The organism is Pacificoceanicola niger (assembly GCF_048553275.1).
Lineage (GTDB): Bacteria > Pseudomonadota > Alphaproteobacteria > Rhodobacterales > Rhodobacteraceae > Pacificoceanicola.
Genome location: NZ_JBLZMW010000001.1, coordinates 439,621 through 459,262 on the forward strand (window position 1 = coordinate 439,621; position 19,642 = coordinate 459,262).

23 protein-coding genes and 1 tRNA gene are annotated in these 19,642 nt (G+C 64.8%); 13 read left to right on the forward strand and 11 right to left on the reverse strand.

All coding sequences use genetic code 11. From position 1 onward, the window contains the following. Positions 1-26: 26 nt before the first annotated feature. The 3 genes from ACN2XU_RS02035 to ACN2XU_RS02045 are packed head-to-tail and all read left to right on the forward strand — an operon-like array spanning position 27 to position 1,803. Positions 27-461, forward strand: coding sequence for a VOC family protein (locus tag ACN2XU_RS02035; RefSeq protein WP_419408826.1), 435 nt, complete (start codon positions 27-29; stop codon positions 459-461). Next, the gene (locus tag ACN2XU_RS02040) at positions 455-1,141 is read left to right on the forward strand and encodes a DUF1194 domain-containing protein (protein WP_419408714.1); all 687 of its coding nucleotides are present in this window, start codon (positions 455-457) and stop codon (positions 1,139-1,141) included. The genes ACN2XU_RS02035 and ACN2XU_RS02040 overlap by 7 nt, the downstream gene beginning before the upstream one ends. Beyond that, positions 1,138-1,803, forward strand: coding sequence for a DUF1194 domain-containing protein (locus ACN2XU_RS02045; protein ID WP_419408715.1), 666 nt, complete (start codon positions 1,138-1,140; stop codon positions 1,801-1,803). The genes ACN2XU_RS02040 and ACN2XU_RS02045 overlap by 4 nt, the downstream gene beginning before the upstream one ends. 73 nt (positions 1,804-1,876) lie before the next feature. Here ACN2XU_RS02045 and ACN2XU_RS02050 read toward each other — a convergent pair whose 3' ends face one another. From ACN2XU_RS02050 to ACN2XU_RS02060, 3 genes are all read right to left on the reverse strand, one after another. After that, positions 1,877-2,800, reverse strand: coding sequence for an HNH endonuclease (locus ACN2XU_RS02050; RefSeq protein ID WP_419408716.1), 924 nt, complete (start codon positions 2,798-2,800; stop codon positions 1,877-1,879). A gap of 137 nt (positions 2,801-2,937) precedes the next feature. Next, on the reverse strand, positions 2,938-3,339 hold the full coding sequence (locus tag ACN2XU_RS02055) for a hypothetical protein (protein ID WP_419408717.1): 402 nt from the start codon (positions 3,337-3,339) through the stop codon (positions 2,938-2,940). A gap of 53 nt (positions 3,340-3,392) precedes the next feature. Then, the gene (locus ACN2XU_RS02060; protein ID WP_419408718.1) at positions 3,393-4,595 is read right to left on the reverse strand and encodes a pyridoxal phosphate-dependent aminotransferase; all 1,203 of its coding nucleotides are present in this window, start codon (positions 4,593-4,595) and stop codon (positions 3,393-3,395) included. Positions 4,596-4,736: 141 nt separating this feature from the next. Here ACN2XU_RS02060 and ACN2XU_RS02065 point away from each other — a divergent pair, with 141 nt between their 5' ends. From ACN2XU_RS02065 to ACN2XU_RS02085, 5 genes are all read left to right on the forward strand, one after another. Further along, positions 4,737-5,144 (forward strand): helix-turn-helix domain-containing protein, encoded by a 408-nt coding sequence (locus tag ACN2XU_RS02065; protein ID WP_419408719.1) that lies wholly within the window; start codon positions 4,737-4,739, stop codon positions 5,142-5,144. Continuing rightward, positions 5,137-5,400, forward strand: a complete 264-nt coding sequence (locus ACN2XU_RS02070; RefSeq protein ID WP_419408720.1) for an FAD assembly factor SdhE — start codon at positions 5,137-5,139, stop codon at positions 5,398-5,400. Before ACN2XU_RS02065 ends, ACN2XU_RS02070 begins: the two co-directional genes overlap by 8 nt. Before the next feature lie 162 nt (positions 5,401-5,562). Then, complete coding sequence (locus ACN2XU_RS02075) at positions 5,563-6,060, forward strand: MarR family winged helix-turn-helix transcriptional regulator (protein WP_419408721.1); 498 nt, start codon at positions 5,563-5,565, stop codon at positions 6,058-6,060. A gap of 405 nt (positions 6,061-6,465) precedes the next feature. Next, the gene (locus ACN2XU_RS02080) at positions 6,466-6,783 is read left to right on the forward strand and encodes a hypothetical protein (protein ID WP_419408722.1); all 318 of its coding nucleotides are present in this window, start codon (positions 6,466-6,468) and stop codon (positions 6,781-6,783) included. A 95-nt stretch (positions 6,784-6,878) separates the two neighbouring features. Then, complete coding sequence (locus ACN2XU_RS02085; RefSeq protein ID WP_419408723.1) at positions 6,879-7,667, forward strand: inositol monophosphatase family protein; 789 nt, start codon at positions 6,879-6,881, stop codon at positions 7,665-7,667. A 124-nt stretch (positions 7,668-7,791) separates the two neighbouring features. Here ACN2XU_RS02085 and ACN2XU_RS02090 read toward each other — a convergent pair whose 3' ends face one another. From ACN2XU_RS02090 to putA, 3 genes are all read right to left on the reverse strand, one after another. After that, entirely contained in the window at positions 7,792-8,169 is a 378-nt protein-coding gene (locus ACN2XU_RS02090) for a GFA family protein (RefSeq protein WP_419408724.1), read from the reverse strand. Beyond that, entirely contained in the window at positions 8,166-8,909 is a 744-nt protein-coding gene (locus ACN2XU_RS02095; protein WP_419408725.1) for a rhomboid family intramembrane serine protease, read from the reverse strand. Before ACN2XU_RS02095 ends, ACN2XU_RS02090 begins: the two co-directional genes overlap by 4 nt. Before the next feature lie 75 nt (positions 8,910-8,984). Then, positions 8,985-12,431 (reverse strand): bifunctional proline dehydrogenase/L-glutamate gamma-semialdehyde dehydrogenase PutA, encoded by a 3,447-nt coding sequence (gene putA, locus ACN2XU_RS02100; RefSeq protein ID WP_419408726.1) that lies wholly within the window; start codon positions 12,429-12,431, stop codon positions 8,985-8,987. Positions 12,432-12,572: 141 nt separating this feature from the next. Here putA and ACN2XU_RS02105 point away from each other — a divergent pair, with 141 nt between their 5' ends. From ACN2XU_RS02105 to ACN2XU_RS02125, 5 genes are all read left to right on the forward strand, one after another. Continuing rightward, a complete protein-coding gene (locus tag ACN2XU_RS02105; RefSeq protein WP_419408727.1) occupies positions 12,573-13,049 on the forward strand; it encodes an Lrp/AsnC family transcriptional regulator in 477 nt (158 codons plus the stop codon). 31 nt (positions 13,050-13,080) lie between these two features. After that, positions 13,081-13,623: a tetratricopeptide repeat protein gene (locus tag ACN2XU_RS02110; RefSeq protein ID WP_419408728.1), complete on the forward strand. Its 543-nt coding sequence runs from the start codon at positions 13,081-13,083 to the stop codon at positions 13,621-13,623. Positions 13,624-13,701: 78 nt separating this feature from the next. Then, positions 13,702-14,424 (forward strand): LamG-like jellyroll fold domain-containing protein, encoded by a 723-nt coding sequence (locus tag ACN2XU_RS02115; RefSeq protein ID WP_419408729.1) that lies wholly within the window; start codon positions 13,702-13,704, stop codon positions 14,422-14,424. Between the two features lie 53 nt (positions 14,425-14,477). Further along, positions 14,478-14,563 (forward strand) — tRNA-Leu (locus tag ACN2XU_RS02120). Positions 14,564-14,669: 106 nt separating this feature from the next. Beyond that, positions 14,670-15,254: a hypothetical protein gene (locus ACN2XU_RS02125; RefSeq protein WP_419408730.1), complete on the forward strand. Its 585-nt coding sequence runs from the start codon at positions 14,670-14,672 to the stop codon at positions 15,252-15,254. A gap of 84 nt (positions 15,255-15,338) precedes the next feature. Here the strand turns inward: ACN2XU_RS02125 and ACN2XU_RS02130 are convergent, their stop codons facing one another. From ACN2XU_RS02130 to aroA, 5 genes are all read right to left on the reverse strand, one after another. After that, the gene (locus ACN2XU_RS02130; protein ID WP_419408731.1) at positions 15,339-16,337 is read right to left on the reverse strand and encodes an aldo/keto reductase; all 999 of its coding nucleotides are present in this window, start codon (positions 16,335-16,337) and stop codon (positions 15,339-15,341) included. Positions 16,338-16,407: 70 nt separating this feature from the next. Further along, a complete protein-coding gene (gene cmk, locus ACN2XU_RS02135) occupies positions 16,408-17,022 on the reverse strand; it encodes a (d)CMP kinase (protein WP_419408732.1) in 615 nt (204 codons plus the stop codon). Positions 17,023-17,042: 20 nt separating this feature from the next. Further along, positions 17,043-17,663: a hypothetical protein gene (locus ACN2XU_RS02140; RefSeq protein ID WP_419408733.1), complete on the reverse strand. Its 621-nt coding sequence runs from the start codon at positions 17,661-17,663 to the stop codon at positions 17,043-17,045. Then, the gene (locus tag ACN2XU_RS02145) at positions 17,660-18,217 is read right to left on the reverse strand and encodes a hypothetical protein (RefSeq protein WP_419408734.1); all 558 of its coding nucleotides are present in this window, start codon (positions 18,215-18,217) and stop codon (positions 17,660-17,662) included. Before ACN2XU_RS02145 ends, ACN2XU_RS02140 begins: the two co-directional genes overlap by 4 nt. Further along, positions 18,210-19,553: a 3-phosphoshikimate 1-carboxyvinyltransferase gene (aroA, locus tag ACN2XU_RS02150; RefSeq protein ID WP_419408735.1), complete on the reverse strand. Its 1,344-nt coding sequence runs from the start codon at positions 19,551-19,553 to the stop codon at positions 18,210-18,212. The genes ACN2XU_RS02145 and aroA overlap by 8 nt, the downstream gene beginning before the upstream one ends. Between the last annotated feature and the right edge of the window lie 89 nt (positions 19,554-19,642).

Sequence of the window (19,642 nt, forward strand, 5' to 3'; positions counted from 1 at the left end):
GGATGACAAGGAAAATGGGAGTTCTTATGGGAACGCGCTTTCTTCATACGATGGTTCGGGTCAAGGATCTGGATAAATCCATCGCATTCTACAAGATGCTGGGGCTGGTCGAGCGCCGCCGCAGCGAGAACGAGAAGGGCCGCTTTACGCTGGTCTTCCTCTGTCCGCCGGAGCAGGCGGACGGCCATGCGGATGTGGAGCTGACCTACAACTGGGATGGCGACGAGGGGCTGCCGTCGGATTCGCGGCATTTCGGCCATCTGGCCTATACGGTGCCGAATATCTACGAGATGTGTCAGTCGCTTATGGACGCCGGTGTGACGATCAACCGCCCGCCGCGCGACGGCCATATGGCGTTTGTGCGCTCGCCGGACAACGTGTCGATCGAGCTGCTGCAGGAGGGCGACGCGCTGCCGCCGCAGGAGCCCTGGGCCTCGATGGAGAACACGGGGCATTGGTAAGGCTCTGGCGGCTTCTGGCGCTGCTGCTTGTGCTGCCGATGGCAGCGCAGGCGCAGAGCCATTGCCGCCTTGCGCTGTTGCTGGCGCTGGATGTGTCGAGTTCCGTCGATGCGGCGGAATATGCGCTGCAGCGTGATGGCACGGCAGCGGCTTTGATGTCGCCTGCGGTCAAGCGGGCGATCCTTGAGGGCGGCGGCGGGTCCGTGGCCCTCGGGGTGTATGAATGGAGCGGACGGCGGCAGTCGACGGTGATCCTCGACTGGACCGTGCTGCGCGGCGAGGCGGATATCGCTGCGGCGGCGGACAGGCTGCGCGGGGCACAGCGGTCCTACACGCGCTTTCCCACGGCGCTGGGCTTTGCCTTGGGGTTCGGGGCGACCATGCTGGAGCGCGCGCCGGTGTGCGAGCGGCAGGTGATCGACGTGTCGGGCGACGGCATCACCAACGATGGCTTCGGCCCGGATCTGGCCTACAAGCATTTCCCGTTCGACGGGGTGACGGTGAACGGGCTTACGGTGCTCGGTGCAGATCCCGGCGTGCGGGATCACTACGAATTTTTCGTCCTGAAGGGGCCGGGGGCCTTTATCGAAACCTCTGACGGCTACGAAGGCTTCCGCGAGGCGATGGAGCGCAAGCTGCTGCGCGAGATCGCGGTGCGTATTCTGGGATCGGTGGAATGAGGCGGCTGCTGGCCGGGCTGTTGCTGCTCTGGGCGGGGGGCGCGGAGGCAGCGTGCCGTCAGGCTCTGGCGCTGGGGCTGGATGTGTCCGGCTCGGTCGATGCGCAGGAGTACCGGCTGCAGCTCGATGGGCTGGCCGCCGCGCTGGAGACGCCGGAGGTGGTGGCGGCGTTCCTTGCCATGCCGGATGCGCCGGTGCGCCTTGCGGTTTTTGAATGGAGCGGGCAGTTCGCCCAGCGGGGATTGCAGGATTGGGTGACGGTCACGGATGTCGGCGTGCTGGCGGATGTGGCGGAGCGGCTGCGTGGCACGGCGCGGGTGGCGCAGGACCCGTCGACGGCGCTGGGCGAGGCGAAACGCTACGGCGCGGCGCTGCTTGCCCCGCAGGCGGGCTGTTGGCGGCGGGTGCTGGACTTGTCCGGCGATGGCGAGAGTAACACCGGCCCGCGCCCTCAGGACGTGCGCCCCGGCGGGGTGACGATCAATGCGCTGGTGGTGACGGGGAGCGAGCCGGAGGCGCTGGTCAGCTATTTCCGGGCTTATGTGATCGAAGGAGAGCAGGCGTTTGTCGAGACCGCGCTGGGCTTTGCCGATTTCGAGGCGGCCATGGTGCGCAAGCTCAAGCGCGAATTGCAGGTGATGGTTCTGTCTGGACGGCGGTAGTCGGAGGCGCTGCCTCCGCTACCTTGCGGGCGACTGCGCCGGAGGAAATCGGGCCAATAGGGTGTGCGTCGGGTCACTCCCAGGGCGCGGCTTCCTCGGCGATTACACGACCAAAGACGTTTTCGCGGTGCCAGCGCAGGTTGGCAGGATGTGGCGCGTCCTGCGGGTTTTCGGGAGTGATGAGCTGGCCATCCGGGGAAAGTAGGCGGCTCACCACGTCGCGCGGCACCTTGTTGTGCGAGACGAGGATCGTGCGGTCATCGTCCGCCACCGAAATCAAACCGCGATCGAACATCCAATGCAGTGTGCCGGAGAGGGCAAGACCGTTACGGACAGAATCGCTGCCCTTCGCTTCCACGGGCCGGATATGCGCGGCCTGGACCTCAGGCCGTCCACCGCCATTGCGCAGCATCAGCCCGGAGATGGCGCAACGGTAGCCGTAGGCCGCGCGCACCCTCCTGCGAAAGGCTACATCGCGATAGGGACGGCGGGTGAGGCGTTCGAGCACGGGGCGGTCAAAAGGCTGTGCGCTGTCGTCCAGACCGGGGCCGCGCGGATTGTAGCGGATCGCCTCGATCTGTTCGAGGTCCTGCGGCAGACCAATATCGACGATCCGGGCGAAGTCCGCGTCGGGCAGCCTGCGAACCGCCAACTGGACCGCACCGCCCTTTTTCGCAGAGCCATCCGGTTCGGTCAGGGCAGTCTCCAGTGGCGTGCCGTCAATCAGACGCGGCACGGTTTGATCGAAGGGAAGAAAACTCCCCTCGCGGATCAGGGCGAGAAAGCGCCCCTTGACCCCGGGCTTGGGGATCACCCGGTCGATCTGGGCAACGGCGAAATAGCCGCGCGGGCCGGCTTTGACGGGCTCGTAGTAGATGATCCAATCGCCGACGGCGGCCTGAACAGCCTTGAGATACGTCCGTGGGAAATCGTAGACGACGTCCGGCTCGTCCTCGTAAATCGAGTCGGCCTTGTGCAATAGAACCAGTTTCACCATAGCGCCAGGAAAGCAGCAACGGCCCCGAATGCAAGAGCGATCTGCTCCAACACCTTTGCCACATCTTGCCCCTCGCCCAAAACCTCCCGGTGCCGCGCCCCCCCCTCGCAGCTATTTGGCAAAATGCGCGTCCCGGATCAGTCCTTCAGCAGCCGGTCAGCCTTTTTCCGCACCAGCACGAGGCGCAGGTCGTGCATGGCCAGGAGCAGATCGTCCGTGACCGCCTCAAGCGCGTCGGCGGTGGCGCGGCTTTGTGCCCATTGGGCGGCGTGGTGGAGCTGGTCCACGGTGCGGCGGATGTCGTCGAACTCGCGCGCGGCGAGGGTGGCGCGGCGGGTGTCCATCCATTGTTCGATGGCCGCTGTCTCGGCCTCCGTCAGGCTGTGGTCGCCGTGCGGGCGGATCTCGCCCTTGTTGAGGTTGACCACTGCGATCTGGTCGAGGTCGATGCGGCGCTGGCGGTTTTCGGAATCGACGCGGTAGACCATCGCGCCATTGTCGCGGGTGCGAAAGTAGAACTCGGGCAGGTCGTTTGACATGGCACCCTCCATCGAAGCGGGAAGAGCCGGGGCAGGGGGCGCCCCGGCACAGGTCAGCTCAGGCCGTCACAGAACGCCTTGATGCGTGCGCAGGCCTCTGTCAGGTCCTCGTCCGATGCGGCGTAGCTGACGCGGAAGCAGGGCGAGAGGCCAAAGGCCGCGCCAAAGACAACGGCGACGCCGTGCTCTTCGAGCAGCGCCTTGCAGAAGGTTTCGTCGTCCTCGATCAGGGTGCCGCCCTTGCTGGTCCTGCCGATGCAGCCGGTGATGTCGGGGTAGACGTAAAACGCGCCTTCTGGCGTCGGGCAAATCACACCGGGGCAGGCATTCAGCCCGGCCACCACAAGGTCGCGGCGGCGCAGGAACGCGGCGCAGCGCTCGGCGAGGAAGTCCTGTGGGCCATTCAGCGCCTCGACCGCCGCCCATTGCGAGATGCTCGACGGGTTCGTGGTGCTTTGCGACTGCAGTTTGCGCATGGCGCCGATGAGATGTTCCGGCCCCCCGGCATAGCCGATGCGCCAGCCGGTCATGGCATAGGCCTTGGACACACCATTGACGGTCAGCGTGCGCTCGTAGAGCTTTGGCTCCACTTGCGCGGGCGAACAGAATTCGAAGCCGTCGTAGGCAAGGTGTTCGTACATGTCATCCGACATCACCCAGACGTGCGGGTGGCGCAGCAGCACGTCCGTCAGCCCCTTCAGCTCGTCTCGGGTATAGCCCGCCCCGGTCGGATTCGAGGGCGAGTTGAAGATGAACCATTTGGTCGCCGGGGTGATCGCCGCCTCCAGCGCCTCGGGGGTGATTTTATAGCCGGTGTCGCGCTCGCCGGTGACGATGACGGGCGCGCCGCCACCAAGGCGGACCATATCAGGGTAGGAGACCCAGTACGGCGCAGGGATCACCACCTCGTCGCCGGGGTTCAGCGTGGCCAGCAGGGCGTTGAACAGCACCTGCTTGCCCCCCGTGGAGACGGAGATTTGCCCGGGTTTGTAGCCAAGCCCGTTCTCGCGCTCGAACTTGGCACAAATCGCCTGTTTCAGTTCGAGAATGCCGTCCGGCGCGGTGTATTTCGTTTTCCCGCCTTGAATCGCCGCAATCGCTGCGGCCTTGATGTTGTCCGGCGTGTCAAAGTCAGGCTCACCGGCGCTCAGCGAAATGATGTCGCGGCCGGCGCTTGCGAGGTCCCGCGCCAATTGCGAAATGGCGACGGTTGGCGAGGGTTTCACACGCGCAAGCGTTTCGGAGAGGAAGGACATGCGGGTCATCCATTTGTAATGTGCCGCCGTCTGTCTTAGTTTGCGCCCGACGAGCATTCAAGGCTGCAATCCGGGCGCGTCACATCGCCATGGCGGGATTTGCCGTGGCCCTCGGGGCATTCCCCGGAAAGGAAGGAAGACATGAGCGAGACCACTGCGGATACCGATTGGTACGGCCCTGACGCGGCCACATTTGGCGATCGTCTTGCCGCCGCGCGCGAAGCGGCGGGCATGACACAGGCGGTTCTGGCCAAGCGCCTGGGCGTGAAGCTGACCACGTTGCAGGGCTGGGAGGACGATGTGTCCGAGCCGCGTGCCAACAAGCTGTCGATGCTGTCGGGTGTGCTGAACGTGTCGATGGTCTGGCTGATCACGGGTGAAGGCGAGGGTGTCAGCTCCCCGGACGAAGAGACCCTGTCGCCCGAAGTGGCGGATATTCTCGGCGAGATCCGCGCGATGCGGGCCAAGATGAAGGGGCAGGCCGAAAAGCTGGGACGTCTGGAGAAGTCCCTGCGGTTGTTGTTGAAGGACAAGAACGGAGATGCCTGAGGATCGCGAGACTCGGAAGAAACGGCTCGCCATGCGGTCGATGCGGCGCGGCACGAAGGAGATGGACATCCTTCTGATCCGTTACAGCGACGCGCGGTTGGCCACGATGAGCGATCCCGAACTGGACGCTTACGAGGCGCTTCTGGAGGAGAATGACCAGGATCTCTACCAGTGGATTTCCGGGCAGGTCCCGGCGCCCAAACCCCTTGTTCCATTGATCGAAAGCATCCGCGAGGTGGCCTCTGGCGCGGGCTGATCCCGGCGCCGGCCCGCCGCGCCGGGCCCGCCATCCCTGTTCGGTTCGATTGAAATGCGACGAAAATATCCGTCGCATTTTCCACATTATCGCCCTGATTTAACGCTATATTGGTCTTTCCATCGCAGTTTCCGCTGGCACCGAATAACGGCGGAGAAAAATATGAGCATACATTCCTCGGTGGCCAAACCCGGTGAGCAGGGTTTCATGGCCAGTTACCTTGACGCGCTCAGCCTGGTGGAACGGCTCCATCGGCTACTGCTCGACGTGATCAAGGATGAATTCGAGCGGCTCGGCATCATTGATGTCAACGCAGTGCAGGCGCTGCTGCTGTTCAATATCGGCGAGAACGAGGTGACGGCGGGCGAATTGAAGTCGCGCGGCTATTACCAGGGATCGAACGTGAGCTACAATCTCAAGAAGCTGGTCGAGATGGGCTATATGCACCATCAGCGCTGCGAGATCGACCGGCGCTCTGTGCGGGTGCGTCTCACGCAACGCGGCCGCGAGATCCGTGACATCGTGACCGACCTGTTCGGGCGTCATGCCGAGGGGCTGCAGTCGCGCAATGTGCTCAGCATCGACGGCATCGACGAGATCACCAACTCGCTGCGCCGCGTCGAGCGGTATTGGACCGATCAGATCCGGTACATTTACTGAGCCTCGTCAGGCCGAACCCCGCAGGCAGAAGGCCGCTGGGTCCGTGCTTTACCGGCAAAGAGCTGATTGAACGGCAGAACGCCGCTCTTGCTCATCTACCTCCGCCCGCGCCCGGACCATGGCGCAGACTTTCCGAACAGTTTTGACGTTTCTATTTACGTGCCGACCGTTTCTTCCGTGACGCCGCCTGAGCGCCTGCAGACCCGCCGGCCGGGCTTCGCCCGCTTTGCGCCATTTTGGCAACACCGCTGGAAACAGACGCCGCGCGGGCCTGCCCGATCCCGAGATGCACGCAAACCGAGCGATTAAATCCCCGTTTTCCCTCAGTAAAAAATTGACTTGCGCAGGATGGCTGGTAGCCTGAGGGTCAGCACATTATTTTTTCCGGTCACGATGGGGGACATCATGCGTATTCTCGGAACTCTCGGCCTTGCTGCGGGCCTTGCCATGACCGCCGGGGCGGCCTTCGCCTGGGGCGACATGTACATGGGCGACGCCACCAACGATCCGAACTCGAATTTCCTGATGCACAGCTACCCGGCGGAGAACCTTTGCCCCGCCGGTCTGCAGCCGGTGACCATGGGCGGTGTGATCTGCTGCGGCTCGCCGAACGCGGGCCCCTACATCAACCGCGCCGGCAAGGCGAAATACACGGCGCAGCCGAAGCGCAAGGCCCCGACAGCCTACGCGCCCGCGGGCGAAAAGGGTGTGATTTACCGTTAAATACGATAGCGGCGCGGGCAGGGTCCGCGCGCTCTTGGCATTTCGGGTCAGGCCGCGTATACGCGCGGCCTGATTGCATATGAAGGGCCGTACCGATGCAGGGCAGCGCAAATCTCAACATCATGATGAAGGCGGCGCGCAAGGCGGGCCGCAGCCTCGTCAAGGACTTCCGCGAAGTGGAGAACCTGCAGGTGTCGCTGCGCGGGGCGGGCGATTTCGTCAGCCGCGCCGATACGGCTTGCGAAGAAATCCTGCGCGAAGAGCTGATGAGCGTGCGCGGCTACGGCTGGATGGGCGGTCAGGCGGGCGAGATCGAAGGGCAGGACCCGACGCGCCGCTGGCTTGTCGACCCGCTCGGCGGCTCGGCCAATTTCCTGCATGGCCTGCCGCATTGGTGCATCTCCATCGCGCTGGAGCACAAGGGGCAGATCGTCTCTGCCGTGGTCTTCGATCCGGCAAAGGACGAAATGTTCTACTCCGAGCGCGGCTCGGGTGCGTGGCTCAACGACTCCAAGCGCATGCGTGTGTCTGGCCGTCACCGCATGGTGGAGGCACTCTTTGCGACAGAGATCCCGCACAGCACGAAACGCACGCTGCCCGCAACGATCAAGGACCTCGCCAAACTGATGCCCGAATGCGCCGGCGCCCGCCAGTGGGGTGCCCCGGCGCTCGATCTGGCCTATGTGGCTGCGGGCCGCTTCGATGGCTACTGGGCGCGCGAGCTGGACTTGTACCGTATCGCCGCAGGGACGCTGATCGCCAAGGAAGCGGGCGCGCTTCTGGAGGGTGTACGCAAGGATCAGGACCCGCTTGAGTCCGGCTCAATCCTCTGCGCAAGTAACAACATCTTCGACCCCTTCGCGAAAATCATCCGCTCGGTCTGAGCCACGGGTAGGACCGCCTCCGGCGGGGATATTTTTGCAGAAAAGAAGCCAAGGGCGCGGTGCCGGTCTGGAGCGCTGCGCCCTTTGTTTCTTCTCTGTTCAAATATCCAATTTTTGGTGGGGTTCAGTCCCGAGGCTGGTCTGATGGGTGGTTGACACCATCGTTCCATCGCACCGGCTCGATGTCCTTGGGTTCGACGCCTTCGATGGCATAAAGGTTCACGCCGTATTCGTTGGGGTTCGAGCGGCGGCGGTGGAACATGTAGATGCCACAGACCGAGCAGAAGTGGTGCTTGGCTGTTTTTGTCCCCCATTCATATAGCGTCAGCCTGTCCGCTCCTCGGACGATATCGATGCCGTCGATCGGAGTGGAGACAACTGGTACGGAGCGGCGACGGCAGAAGGAGCAGTCGCAGCGGCGGGCGGTATTGAAGCCATCGGAGAGCGTGATGCGGAGTTCGACAGCGCCACAGTGGCAGGTGGCTTTGACGGGGTCGGTCATCGGCGCGGGATCCTTGGGATGCGGGTTGTCGAATTAGCATAGCGGGCGACGGGATGCGGCGGGTGGCCATGGGTGCGTTGCCAGAACAGCGGGCCGCCGAGCCGCAGCCAGAGCGGCAGGGTGAGGGCGACGCCGATGGCAAAGCCCCCCGCGTGCGCCCAATATGCGATGCCGCCCGCTCCGGCCGGGCTGCCGAAGCCGCCGAAGAGCTGCATGCCGAACCACAGCGCCAGCACGATCCACGCGGGCAGCGGGATGATGCGGAAGATTATGATCAGGATCACGAGAATGTCGATGCGGGCCTTCGGAAACAGCAGCAAGTAGCCCCCCATGACACCCGCGATGGCGCCGGAGGCGCCGACGGTGGGGATGGTCGAGGTTGGATCGGAGAGGTATTGCGCCAGTCCGGCGCCGATGCCGCAGGCGAGGTAGAACATCAGATAGGGGCCGTGGCCCATTTCGTCCTCGACGTTGTCGCCGAAGATGAACAGGAACAGCATGTTGCCGCCCAGGTGTGCCAGCCCGCCGTGCAGGAACATGGAGCTGAGAAAGCCGGTGTAGCCGGTGCCTTCGGAGACAAAGGCCGGGACCAGCGCCCAGTTGGCATAAAAGTTGTAGAGCGCGCGGGTGTCGCCGTGCAGGTCCCATGTGCTGAAGAAAATGCCGATATTGGCGGCCATCAGCATATAGGTGACGTATGGGACGCGCCCCGAAGGGTTGTGATCTCTGATCGGAAACATGCGGTGCAGAATGACCCCGGTTTGGCCGGGGTCAAGGGGATGCGTGCAATCGCGCGGATCATTCCCGGGTTCGGCTCAGCCCTCGGTGCCGGCGAGGAGCGCGGCGTTGCCGCCTGCCGCCGTGGTGTCGATGCAGACGTGGCGTTCGGCGCGGGCGTGTCCCTTGTCTGGCGCGCCGGTGATCAGCGTCAGGATTGCGCCTTTGCGGTTAGCCAGCGCCATGCGGTAGGCGCGGGCGGTGTCCGCGTCGCCCCACCAGAGCACGGAAGAGAAGCCGGTGAGCGTTTCCAGCGCGGCGGGCTCCAGCGTGCCGGAGGCGGTGACGGCCAGCCCGCCGAGCGCGCGGATCGCTTCGGCCTGTGTTTCGGCGGCATCGCCGGGTCCAAGGCAGAGGACCGGAGGCCGGGCGAAGGTGCCGTATTGGTTCGCTTCACCGGTCGGTCCGGGCAGTTCTGTCCGGGTCGGTTCCGGGATCTTGCCGGGTTGGTTCAGCGCGGTTTGCAGGGCCTGCGGGTCCTGAGGATTGGCTGAGGGCGTGCCGGTGGCCGGGGCCGGGTGCTTGCGGAAGCGGTCCACATAGAGCGGCCCGCCCGCCTTGGGGCCGGTGCCGGAGAGGCCCTCGCCGCCGAAGGGCTGGCTGCCGACGATGGCGCCGATCTGGTTGCGGTTGACGTAGATGTTCCCGGCGTGGACGGCTTCGGTGACGTGTTGCACGCGGTCGTCGATACGGGTTTGCAGGCCGAAGGTGAGGCCGTAGCCGGTGGTGTTGATGGCGTCGATCACGGCGTCCAGTTGGTGTGATTTGAAGGTCGCGACGTGCAGGACGGGCCCGAAGATCTCTTTCTCCAGATCCTTGATGCCGCCGATGCGGATCAAGGTTGGCGCGACGAAATAGCCGCTGTCCGGGGTCGGGTAGGTTTTCAGCACGCGGCCTTCGGCCTGCGCGGCACGGATGTGATCGACGATGCCCGCGCGGGCTTCTTCGTCGATGACCGGGCCAAGGTCGGTGGTCACATCCCATGGGTTGCCCATGACGAGAGCATCCATCGCGCCCTGCAGCATTTCGAGGAAATGCGGGGCGATGTCCTCCTGAACATAGAGGCAGCGCAGGGCGGAGCAGCGTTGACCGGCGCTTTGGAAGGCGCTTTCGACGATGGCCTGGATCGCCTGTTCGGGCAGGGCGGTGCTGTCGACGATCATCGCGTTGAGCCCGCCGGTTTCGGCGATCAGCGGCGCGCCGGGGGCGAGGTGTTTCGCCATGGAGCGGTGGATGATCTGCGCGGTGTCGGTGGAGCCGGTGAAGGCCACGCCGTTGGTTTTCGGGTGGGAGGTCAGCGCGCCGCCCACTTCGCCCGCGCCGGGGAGAAGCTGCAATGCGGCGCGCGGCACGCCGGCCTCGTGCATCAGCTGCACGGCGCGGAAGGCGATCAGGGTCGTCTGCTCGGCCGGTTTGGCCAGCACGGCATTGCCGGCAGCCAGAGCGGCGGAGACCTGTCCGGTGAAAATGGCCAGCGGGAAGTTCCACGGCGAGATACAGGTGAAGGTGCCCTGCGGCTCGGCGCCCTCGGTGCGGGCGGCGTAGTAGCGCAGAAAGTCGACCGCTTCGCGAAGTTCGGCCACGGCGTCGAGCATCAATTTGCCCGCCTCGCGGTGCAGCAGGGCGAACAGTTCGCCATACTGCGCTTCGAAGAGGTCAGCGGCCTTGTTCAGGACGGCGGCGCGTTCAGCGGGGCTGGCGGTCCAGCGTTGGGCCGCTTCGGCAGCGGCGTTGACGGTTTCGGTGGTGGCCCAAGTGAGCGTGCCGACGGTGTCGGAGGGGTCGGCGGGATTGAGCACGGGGCTGTCGTCGCCCTTGGGCGCATCAGCGGCGGTCAGCGGTCCGGCGGTCCATGTGTGGGTTGCAAAGGCGCTGCGGGCCGCCTCGATGGCGGCCAGCGTCGGCCGGTCGCGCAGATCGAAGCCCTTGGAATTGGCGCGCTCGGGGGCAAAGAGGTCCGGACCGGTGGTGAGATGCGCGGGCTCCAGCTGGTCGAACGGATCCGCGGCAACGGCCTCTGGCGGGACGTCCTCATCGACGATCTGGTTGACGAAGGAGCTGTTGGCACCGTTTTCCAGCAGACGGCGCACGAGATAGGCGAGCAGGTCGCGGTGCGCGCCGACCGGGGCATAGATGCGGCAGCGGGTGGATTCGCGATCCTTGACGAGGCTGTGCAGCGTCTCGCCCATGCCGTGCAGGCGCTGGAATTCGTAAGCCGCCGGATCAAGCGCCATGCTGTCGGCCATTTGCAAAATGGCGGCGACGGTGTGGGCGTTGTGCGTGGCGAACTGCGGATAAATGCGGGACGTCATCGAGAGCAGCTTGCGCGCGCAGGCGATATAGCTGACGTCGGTGGCGTGCTTGGAGGTGAAGACCGGGAAGCCGTCCACGCCCGCGACCTGCGCGCGTTTGATTTCGGTGTCCCAATAGGCGCCCTTGACGAGGCGGACCATGATTTTGCGGTCGAGCCGTTCGGCGAGATCGTGCAGCCAGTCGAGCACCGGCGCGGCGCGCTTGCCATAGGCCTGCACGACAACGCCGAAGCCTTCCCAGCCCTTGAGCGAGGGCTCGGCGAGCACTTCCTCGATCACGTCGAGCGAGATTTCCAGGCGGTCGGCCTCCTCGGCGTCGATGTTGAGGCCGATCCCGGCGGAGCGGGCAAGCTGGCACAGGGTGCGCAGGCGCGGGACAAGCTCGTCCATGACGGTGCGGTGCTGCAACTCGTCATAGCGCGGGTGCAGGGCGGAGAGTTTGACGGAGATGCCGGGATTGGTGCGGATGTCGTTGCCCGTCGCCGCCTCCGAGATCGCGCCGATCGCGCGGGAGTAGGACAGGTGATAGCGGCGGGCGTCGGCCTCGGTGCGGGCAGCCTCCCCGAGCATGTCGTAGGAATAGGTGTAGCCCTTGGCCTCCATGGCGGAGCCGCGTTTCATGGCCTTCTGGATGGTCTCGCCCAGCACGAATTGCGCGCCCATCTCCTTCATGGCGCGGCCGACGGCGGTGCGGATCACCGGCTCGCCCAGACGTTTGATGGCGGAGCGCAGGGAGCGGACCGGGCTTGGTTTTTCGTCGTCAAGCACCTTGCCGGTCAGCATCAGCGCCCAGGTCGAGGCATTGACCAGCGGCGAGGTGGAGTGGCCCATGTGCTTGCCCCAGTCGGAGGGGGCGATCTTGTCTTCGATCAGCGCGTCGATGGTCTCGGCGTCGGGCACACGCAGCAGAGCCTCGGCCAGACACATGAGCGCAATGCCCTCGTCGGTGGACAGGCCGTATTCGGCGAGAAAGACCTCCATCAGGCCGGGGTTGGAGGTGCCGCGGATGTCGCGCACCAGCCCGGCTGCGCGCGCGCTGATCGCGGCGCGATCCTCGGGCGAGAGGTCGGCCTGCTCGACCAACGCGGCAACGGTCTGCGCCTCGTCGGCATAGGTGCCGGCGTGGATGCGCTGGCGCGGCGAATCGGCGGGGGCGGGATGGTCGAGCGACATGAAAAGACCTTTCGGGTTTGCAGGCGCAGGTTACGCTATGATCTTCGGGAAATTCGCCTTATGATTACCTTTAGGGCAGTCAAATGGACGGAAATTACCGAGTCCGGCGGTGCGAATGGATGGCAAAACGGAGATTGTGCAATGCCAATGGACAATGACACTCTGGATGGATTCGACCGCGCGATCCTGATGGCGCTGGCCGAAGAGGGTCGGATCTCTGTTACAGAATTGGCCCGCAGGATCGGTTTGTCAAAGTCTCCGACCCAGGCGCGGCTGAAACGGCTGGAAGAAAGCGGTGTGATCCGGGGGTATCGCGCCATTCTGGACCCGATCCGGCTTGGCCTTGATCACGTGGCGTTCGTCGAAGTGCGCATGAGTGACACCCGCGAGGCGGCGCTGGAGGCCTTCAACAAGGCGGTGGCGGCGATTCCGGAGGTGGAATCGGCGCATCTGATCGCCGGGAATTTCGATTACCTGCTCAAGGTCCGCACTGCCGACATGCGTGCCTATCGGCGGGTGTTGGCAGAGAAATTGTCAACGTTGCCGGGGATTTCGCTGACCTCGACCTATGTCGCCATGCAGGCGGTCAAGGACGACGGTATCGCGGATGTGACTTGATTTGACGGGCGTGTCTGGCAGGCTGCTGTGCATGTGGAAGACGATCGCAGTTGTTTGTGGGCTTGGCGGCGCGGCCTGGGCTGATGGCTGTCCGGTGGCGCCCGATGTCACACAGGATCAGACCGCCGTGCTCGAAGGGCTGCAGGCAGCGCCGAACTACACGGCGGCGCGGGGGCTGACTGCGCGGCTCTGGGAGTTGTGGCTTGAGGCGCCGGACGAGGCCAGCCAGCGGATGCTTGACGAGGGCATGGCGGCGCAGCGCACGGCAAATTACGAGGCTGCCGAGGCGCGCCTGAATGCGCTGGTCGGCTACTGCCCGTTCTATGCCGAGGGCTATAACCAACGGGCCTTCGTCGCCTATCTGCGTGGCGATTACCTGGCGGCGCTGCCGGATCTGGACGCGGCGCTTGAGATCAATCCGGGACATGTGGCGGCGCTGGCGGGCAAGGCCCTGACGCTTATGAAACTCGGGCGCGAGGCGGAGGGGCAGCAGGCCCTGCGCGGCGCTCTGGCGCTCAATCCATGGCTGCCGGAGCGGGGATTGCTCACGTCGCCAGAGGGCGAAGACCTTTAGATCCACGGTCATACGGTAATGTTTGCCCGAAGGCGGCGCATCGCGTAAACTGGCGCAATTACCAGACAGGAGATTTCCGTGTTACGATCTGTTTCCCTCGCGCTTGCTTCGCTTGCGCTGGCCGGTGCAGCCTCTGCGGCGACGCTGGCCCATGAATTTACCTTCGACACCGGCATGACGGACGGCGTTGGCGGCGTCGGGTCGACCCTGGTCGGCAACGCCTCTGTGAGTGGGGGTCAGCTGCATCTTGATGGCAGCGGTGATTATGTCGACCTCTATGGATATCTGATCCCGACCGGTGGCGCGGATTTCTCCATTGTGCTGACGGCGACGGCGACGCTGCCCTTGGCGACGGGCTATGTCGAGATGGTTTCGCAGGGGAGCAGCGGCGGCGGGTTCTATATCGGTCATGCGACGGGGGCGTCCGGTAGCAATGTGCGCGGGATGCGCCTGACGGACAATTACACGAGCCCCGGCGTGCTGATGCCGAGCGACGGCCTGGCGCATACCTATGTGTTGACCTCCGGGGACAGCTTCGGCACGCGGTTCTATATCGACGGCTCCGAGGTGTTCTCCGGGGCAGAACTGAGCCTGATCGGAGGCGGCACGCAGACCCGGCTTGGGGCGCAATTCGGCGGTTTTGGTGAGTACTTCAGGGGCAGTATCGACTATTTCGCGATCTACAGCGGTGAGCTTGCGGGTGGGATCATCCCCACCGCCGAAGTGCCGCTTCCGGCGTCTCTGCCGCTGCTGATGCTGGGGCTGGGGGGTGTTGCAGTGCTGCGTCGCCGCCGCCGCTGAGGCGCGCATTCTGTCTGTACTTCGCCGCCGCGATTGATAGACAGGGACCGCTGGCCCGCGTGGTGGAATGGTAGACACAGGAGACTTAAAATCTCTAGGCCTTAGTGCCGTGCCGGTTCGAATCCGGCCGTGGGTACCAGCGATAAGACAAAGTTTCGAAGGCCCGGTCCGCACGGCGGATGAATCCGTATCGACCTCTGGATCGATACGGCTAAAGTGCGCGGCGAAACGAACAGGCGGTGCCCATGTCCAGAGTTGAAGAGATCACGCAGGAAATCGAACGTTTGCAGGCCGAACTGGAGGTGGAGAGGACGCGCCGGGCCTGCGACGGCTGCTTTCGCATGAAGAACGGCAAGCCGCAGTTCAATGCCGAGACCCGTGCGTTGCATCGCCGGCAAAAGGTGACACTGGCCGAGCTGCGCCGCCGCACGCCGCTTCGGCTGCTGGTGACGGGGCCGGTGATTTTCAGCCTGATCGTGCCCTTCGCGATCATCGACCTCTGGGTGAGCCTCTATATGCGGCTGTGTTTTCCGCTCTATGGCATCCCCTCGGTGCGGCGCGCGGACTACGTGCGCATCGACCGGCATTTGCTTGATTACCTTAATGTATTCCAGAAGTTGTACTGCGTCTATTGCGGGTACTGCAACGGCGTTGCCGCCTACGTGCGCGAGGTTTCGTCCCGGACGGAAGCGTTCTGGTGCCCGATCAAACACGCCTCGAAGGTGGCCGGCCCCCATCCGCGGTACGCGACCTTCCTGCCGTACGGCGATGGCAAGGACTACATTGCCCGGCTGGATGAATCGCGCGCGCGGGTGCGGGCGGAAAAGTAGCGCCGCCGTTGATCCACGGCGGCGACACGTCGATTCCGGAAGTCGTGGGGTCGCACGCTCCCTTGGGCAGCGCGCCCAACCCCTTCAGCAATAGCGCTCTGGCCCGATCCATTGCGCATCGGTGTAGCGATCGCCATGCGCCCAGCCGACGGGCAGGATTGCGTCGATCCGTTGCAGATCCTCGGCGCTCAGCGTGGTGTTCGCGCCCTGTACAAGCTGCTCAAAATGGGCGACGGACCGTGTGCCGGGGATGGGCAGCATGTGATCGCCCTGCGCCAGCACCCATGCGATGGCGAGGCCCGCCGCAGGCAGGCCCATGTCGGCAGCGAGTTTGCGGAACGGCTCGGTCAGGGCGAGGTTGGCGGAGAGGTTCGGTTCCTGAAACCGGGGCGCGGATTTCAGGAAGGGCAGGGTCGGGATGATCTCTGCGGCGAGCGGCGTGTCGGTGAGCAGCGAGCGGCAGACCGGCGAGAAGGCGACAAGCGTGGTGCCAAGCTCTGCGCAGGTCTGAACCAGCCCCAGTTCCGGGAACCGGGTGGCGAGCGAGTATTCCGACTGCACGGCGGCCACGGGATGGACCGCATGGGCGCGGCGCAGCGAGGCGGGCGCGATTTCGGAAAAGCCGATCTGCCTGCATTTTCCCTTGGCCACGAGACGGCCCATGGTCTCGGCAACCTCTTCGATGGGTCGGTCCGCTTCGCGGCGGTGCACATAGTAGAGATCGACGCAGTCGATGCCGAGCCTTTGCAGGGACGCATCCAGCATCGCCTCGAGGTGCCCGGCCGAATTGTCGAAACAGCGGTTGCCGTCCGCGTCGCTGGTGATGCCGCCCTTGGTGGCAATGTGGAAGTGGTCACGCGCGCCGGGGTTGGCCTTGAGGTAGGCACCGATTGCGTTTTCCGAACGGCCCATGCCGTAGACGTTGGAGGTGTCGATATGGGTCACACCCGCTTCGATGGCCGCGTCCATGATGGCATAGGAGTTTTCCTCCGTGGTCGGCCCGTAGAATTCGGCAAAGGACATGGCGCCGATGCCAAGGCAAGAGGTTTCGGGGCCGTCCTGGCCGATCTTGACCTGTTTCATGGGGGATCTCCGCGCGTTGATTTCCGGCGGAGGTTAGGCGGGCGAGGCCAGAGCCGCAATAGCCCTGTCTTTACGCCCCTTTGCGGGCGTCGATGGCCGCGATCGCGGCGGCGATGGCCTCGTCGATGCCGAGTTTCGAGGTGTCGATGAGCACGGAATCCGCAGCCGGTTTCAGCGGCGCGTCGGCGCGGTTCATGTCCCGCGCGTCGCGCTCCTTCACATCCTTCAGCACAGCGTCAAAACGGGTGTCATGCCCGCCCGAGACCAGTTCGCGAAAGCGGCGTTCGGCGCGGACCTCGGCGCTGGCGGTGACGAAGAGCTTGGCCTCCGCCTCCGGGCAGATCACCGTGCCGATGTCGCGCCCGTCAAGCACGGCGCCCCCGGCGCGGCGGGCAAAGGCGCGCTGAAAATCGGTCAGCGCCGCGCGCACGTCCGGGATTGCCGCCACGCGAGAGGCGGCCTGAGCCACCTCTGGCGTGCGCAGCGTATCGCCTGCATCGAGATCTTCGGCGGTCAGCGCCTTGGCTGCCTCGACAGCGGCAAGCCCGCTCAGCGTCTTTTGCCCCACCGCGCGGTAGAGCAGCCCGGTGTCGAGGTGGGCAAAACCGTAATGCTCGGCCACCGCTTTGGAAATCGTGCCTTTTCCGGCGGCGGCCGGTCCGTCGATGGCGATGGTAAAGCGCATGGCGGGTCTCCTCTGGCGGGTCAGTCGGCGTCGTAGACGAAGGCCGGGGAGAAGGCAGGGCCAGCGGTCTGGCCCGCCTCTGCCACAATCTCCAGAAGCGGCCAGTCGTCGTCGTATTCGTCCGGGCTGGCCTCGGCGCTTTCGCGCAGGTCTTCGAGCTTTTTCAGCCGCACGTTGCTGTCCTCCAGCACGTCGAGCAGGGTGCGCAGCGCCTCTTCCGGGGTGCCGGGGGCGGCGGCGAGCGTCACCTCCCCGGCGTAGGGCTCGCCACCCTCCATCGACGGATCATAAACGTCGAGCACCGCGATGCTGACACCGCTTTGGACATCGGCGCCCCAAGGCTCGAAACTGTAGGCCGGGGTGCTCACCGGGCCATCTTGTGCCTGCGCGGCCAGGTCCGCGACATCGGCGGGGAAAGGGAAATAATCGGGCAGGTAGTCCGCAAGTGGTCCGGCGTGGCCGATGCGCAGCAGGCGGCAGCTCTGATCCGCGATCAACTCCAGCACGGCGTCCAGCGCCTCTGCAAGGCTATGGGCGTTTATGACGAACAGGCGGGCATCGCCGCCATAGGTGCCGCCCTCCGCTGCCTGGATCGGGCCAAGCGGGTCGAAGAGGTGAAGGCTGATGTAGAAAGGGATCATGGGGCGGCCTGTGTGCGGCGGCGGTTCGCGATGACGCAGCCGACGGTGTAGGCGGCGCAGAGCGCGCCGAAGGCCAGTTTGGCCGAGGTGATATAGGACAGGAACAGCACGGTCGGGTCCTGCAACGCGGCGTCGAGCGCGGGCGCGTCGCTGGCCTGCGCAACGTTCAGGACCATGCGCAGATCGCCGAGATAGTAGAGCAGGAGGGTGTTTTCGGCGAGATCGAACAAGCCGTAGGTCAGCAGCGCCGCGAGGGCAAGCATGCGCGGGCGCATGGCCTTGAACAGCCACAGGCAGAACAGCAGGATGAAAACCGGATCGACCCACTGCAGCAGCCGCTCATAAAGATCGAAACGATCCTGGTTTTCCGACAGCTCTGCGGCAAAGGTGAACAGATCGCCCGAGGTGAATGCGCCAAAATGCATCTGCGGCAGGAAAGACCCGGTCAGCGGGCCGACCATGCGGTAGAGCGTGATCCATTCGATCAGCAACACGATCAGGGCCAGCGCCCCGATCAGATGCACACGCGCATGTCTTGCTTTTGGCTCAGTCACGGGAAATCAGCGCCCCGAGATCGCTCATGAGGCTTTCGAAGATCGGGAAGGAGGTGGCGATGGGCTGGCCATCGTCGACGGACATGGGCTGTTCGGTGGCAAACCCCATGACAAGGAAGGCCATGGCGATGCGGTGATCAAGATGGCTTTGCGCCGTTATGCCTCCCGGCACGTCGCCGAAACCACGGCCATGCACGGTCCACCAGTCCTCGCCTTCGTCGACGGTGATCCCGGCGGCGCGCAGGCCCACGGCCATGGCGTCGATGCGGTCGGATTCCTTGACCCGAAGCTCCTTGACGCCGGGCATGTGGGTCTTGCCGCTGGCGAACGCGGCAACGACCGAGAGCACCGGATATTCGTCGATCATGCTGGCGGCACGTTCGGCGGGCACTTCGATCCCCTTGAGATCAGGGGAGAATTTCGCGCGCAGATCGGCGACCGGCTCGCCGCCTTCCTCGCGCATGTTCTCAAAGGTGAGGTCCGCGCCCATGTCCTGCAGGGTAAAGAACAGGCCCGCGCGGGTCGGGTTTAGGCCGATGTTGGGCACCAGAACGTCGGAGCCTTCGGTGATCAGCGCGGCGCAGACCGGGAAGGCGGCGGAGGAGGGATCGCGCGGAACGATGATCGTTTGCGGCGTGAATTCCGGGCGGCCCTGCAGGGTGATGACGCGGCCGTCCTCGGTGTCCTCGGTCGTGATCGTGGCACCAAAGCCCGCCAGCATCCGCTCGGAATGATCGCGTGTGGCTTCGCGTTCGATCACCACGGTCTCGCCCGGCGCATTGAGACCGGCGAGCAGCACGGCGGATTTCACCTGGGCCGATGGCACCGGCGTGGCATAGCGCACGGGAAGGGGGTCTTTCGCGCCGACAATGGTCATCGGCAGGCGCCCGCCGGATCGGCCGTAGGCCTTCGCTCCGAATAGCGCGAGTGGATCGGTGACCCGCGCCATGGGGCGTTTGTTCAGGCTGGCATCGCCGGTGAATGTGGCCACGATCGGAGAGGTCGCCATCGCGCCCATGATCAGCCGGACCCCGGTGCCGGAGTTGCCGCAATCAATGACGGTCCCGGGCTCGGCAAAGCCGCCCACGCCGACGCCATGGACATGCCATGTCTCGCCGCGTTTCTCGATATCCGCGCCGAAGGCCTGCATCGCCTTGGCAGTGTCGAGCACGTCCTGCCCTTCAAGCAGGCCGGTGACCTTGGTCTCTCCGACGGTCATGGCCCCCAGGATCAGGCTGCGGTGCGAAATCGACTTGTCGCCGGGCACATGCGCCTCGCCCTTGAGCGGACCGCTTTTGCGGGATGTCATCGGAATAGGTGTGCCGTGCGCGGACATGAAACCTCCAGAACTGCTCGCTGCCTGATAAACGCTGCTGGTGTGAGCGTCCAGACTGCGTTTTTTCCCAGTCGCATTCCGGGCATGTC

Coding starts and splice junctions, on each gene's coding strand:
- ACN2XU_RS02035 (WP_419408826.1), top strand. CDS start 27: ATGGGAACGCGCTTTCTTCATACGATGGTTCGGGTCAAGGATCTGGAT.
- ACN2XU_RS02045 (WP_419408715.1), top strand. CDS start 1,138: ATGAGGCGGCTGCTGGCCGGGCTGTTGCTGCTCTGGGCGGGGGGCGCG.
- ACN2XU_RS02050 (WP_419408716.1), bottom strand. CDS start 2,800: ATGGTGAAACTGGTTCTATTGCACAAGGCCGACTCGATTTACGAGGAC.
- ACN2XU_RS02055 (WP_419408717.1), bottom strand. CDS start 3,339: ATGTCAAACGACCTGCCCGAGTTCTACTTTCGCACCCGCGACAATGGC.
- ACN2XU_RS02060 (WP_419408718.1), bottom strand. CDS start 4,595: ATGTCCTTCCTCTCCGAAACGCTTGCGCGTGTGAAACCCTCGCCAACC.
- ACN2XU_RS02065 (WP_419408719.1), top strand. CDS start 4,737: ATGAGCGAGACCACTGCGGATACCGATTGGTACGGCCCTGACGCGGCC.
- ACN2XU_RS02070 (WP_419408720.1), top strand. CDS start 5,137: ATGCCTGAGGATCGCGAGACTCGGAAGAAACGGCTCGCCATGCGGTCG.
- ACN2XU_RS02075 (WP_419408721.1), top strand. CDS start 5,563: ATGAGCATACATTCCTCGGTGGCCAAACCCGGTGAGCAGGGTTTCATG.
- ACN2XU_RS02080 (WP_419408722.1), top strand. CDS start 6,466: ATGCGTATTCTCGGAACTCTCGGCCTTGCTGCGGGCCTTGCCATGACC.
- ACN2XU_RS02085 (WP_419408723.1), top strand. CDS start 6,879: ATGCAGGGCAGCGCAAATCTCAACATCATGATGAAGGCGGCGCGCAAG.
- ACN2XU_RS02090 (WP_419408724.1), bottom strand. CDS start 8,169: ATGACCGACCCCGTCAAAGCCACCTGCCACTGTGGCGCTGTCGAACTC.
- ACN2XU_RS02095 (WP_419408725.1), bottom strand. CDS start 8,909: ATGTTTCCGATCAGAGATCACAACCCTTCGGGGCGCGTCCCATACGTC.
- putA (WP_419408726.1), bottom strand. CDS start 12,431: ATGTCGCTCGACCATCCCGCCCCCGCCGATTCGCCGCGCCAGCGCATC.
- ACN2XU_RS02105 (WP_419408727.1), top strand. CDS start 12,573: ATGCCAATGGACAATGACACTCTGGATGGATTCGACCGCGCGATCCTG.
- ACN2XU_RS02110 (WP_419408728.1), top strand. CDS start 13,081: ATGTGGAAGACGATCGCAGTTGTTTGTGGGCTTGGCGGCGCGGCCTGG.
- ACN2XU_RS02125 (WP_419408730.1), top strand. CDS start 14,670: ATGTCCAGAGTTGAAGAGATCACGCAGGAAATCGAACGTTTGCAGGCC.
- ACN2XU_RS02130 (WP_419408731.1), bottom strand. CDS start 16,337: ATGAAACAGGTCAAGATCGGCCAGGACGGCCCCGAAACCTCTTGCCTT.
- cmk (WP_419408732.1), bottom strand. CDS start 17,022: ATGCGCTTTACCATCGCCATCGACGGACCGGCCGCCGCCGGAAAAGGC.
- ACN2XU_RS02140 (WP_419408733.1), bottom strand. CDS start 17,663: ATGATCCCTTTCTACATCAGCCTTCACCTCTTCGACCCGCTTGGCCCG.
- aroA (WP_419408735.1), bottom strand. CDS start 19,553: ATGTCCGCGCACGGCACACCTATTCCGATGACATCCCGCAAAAGCGGT.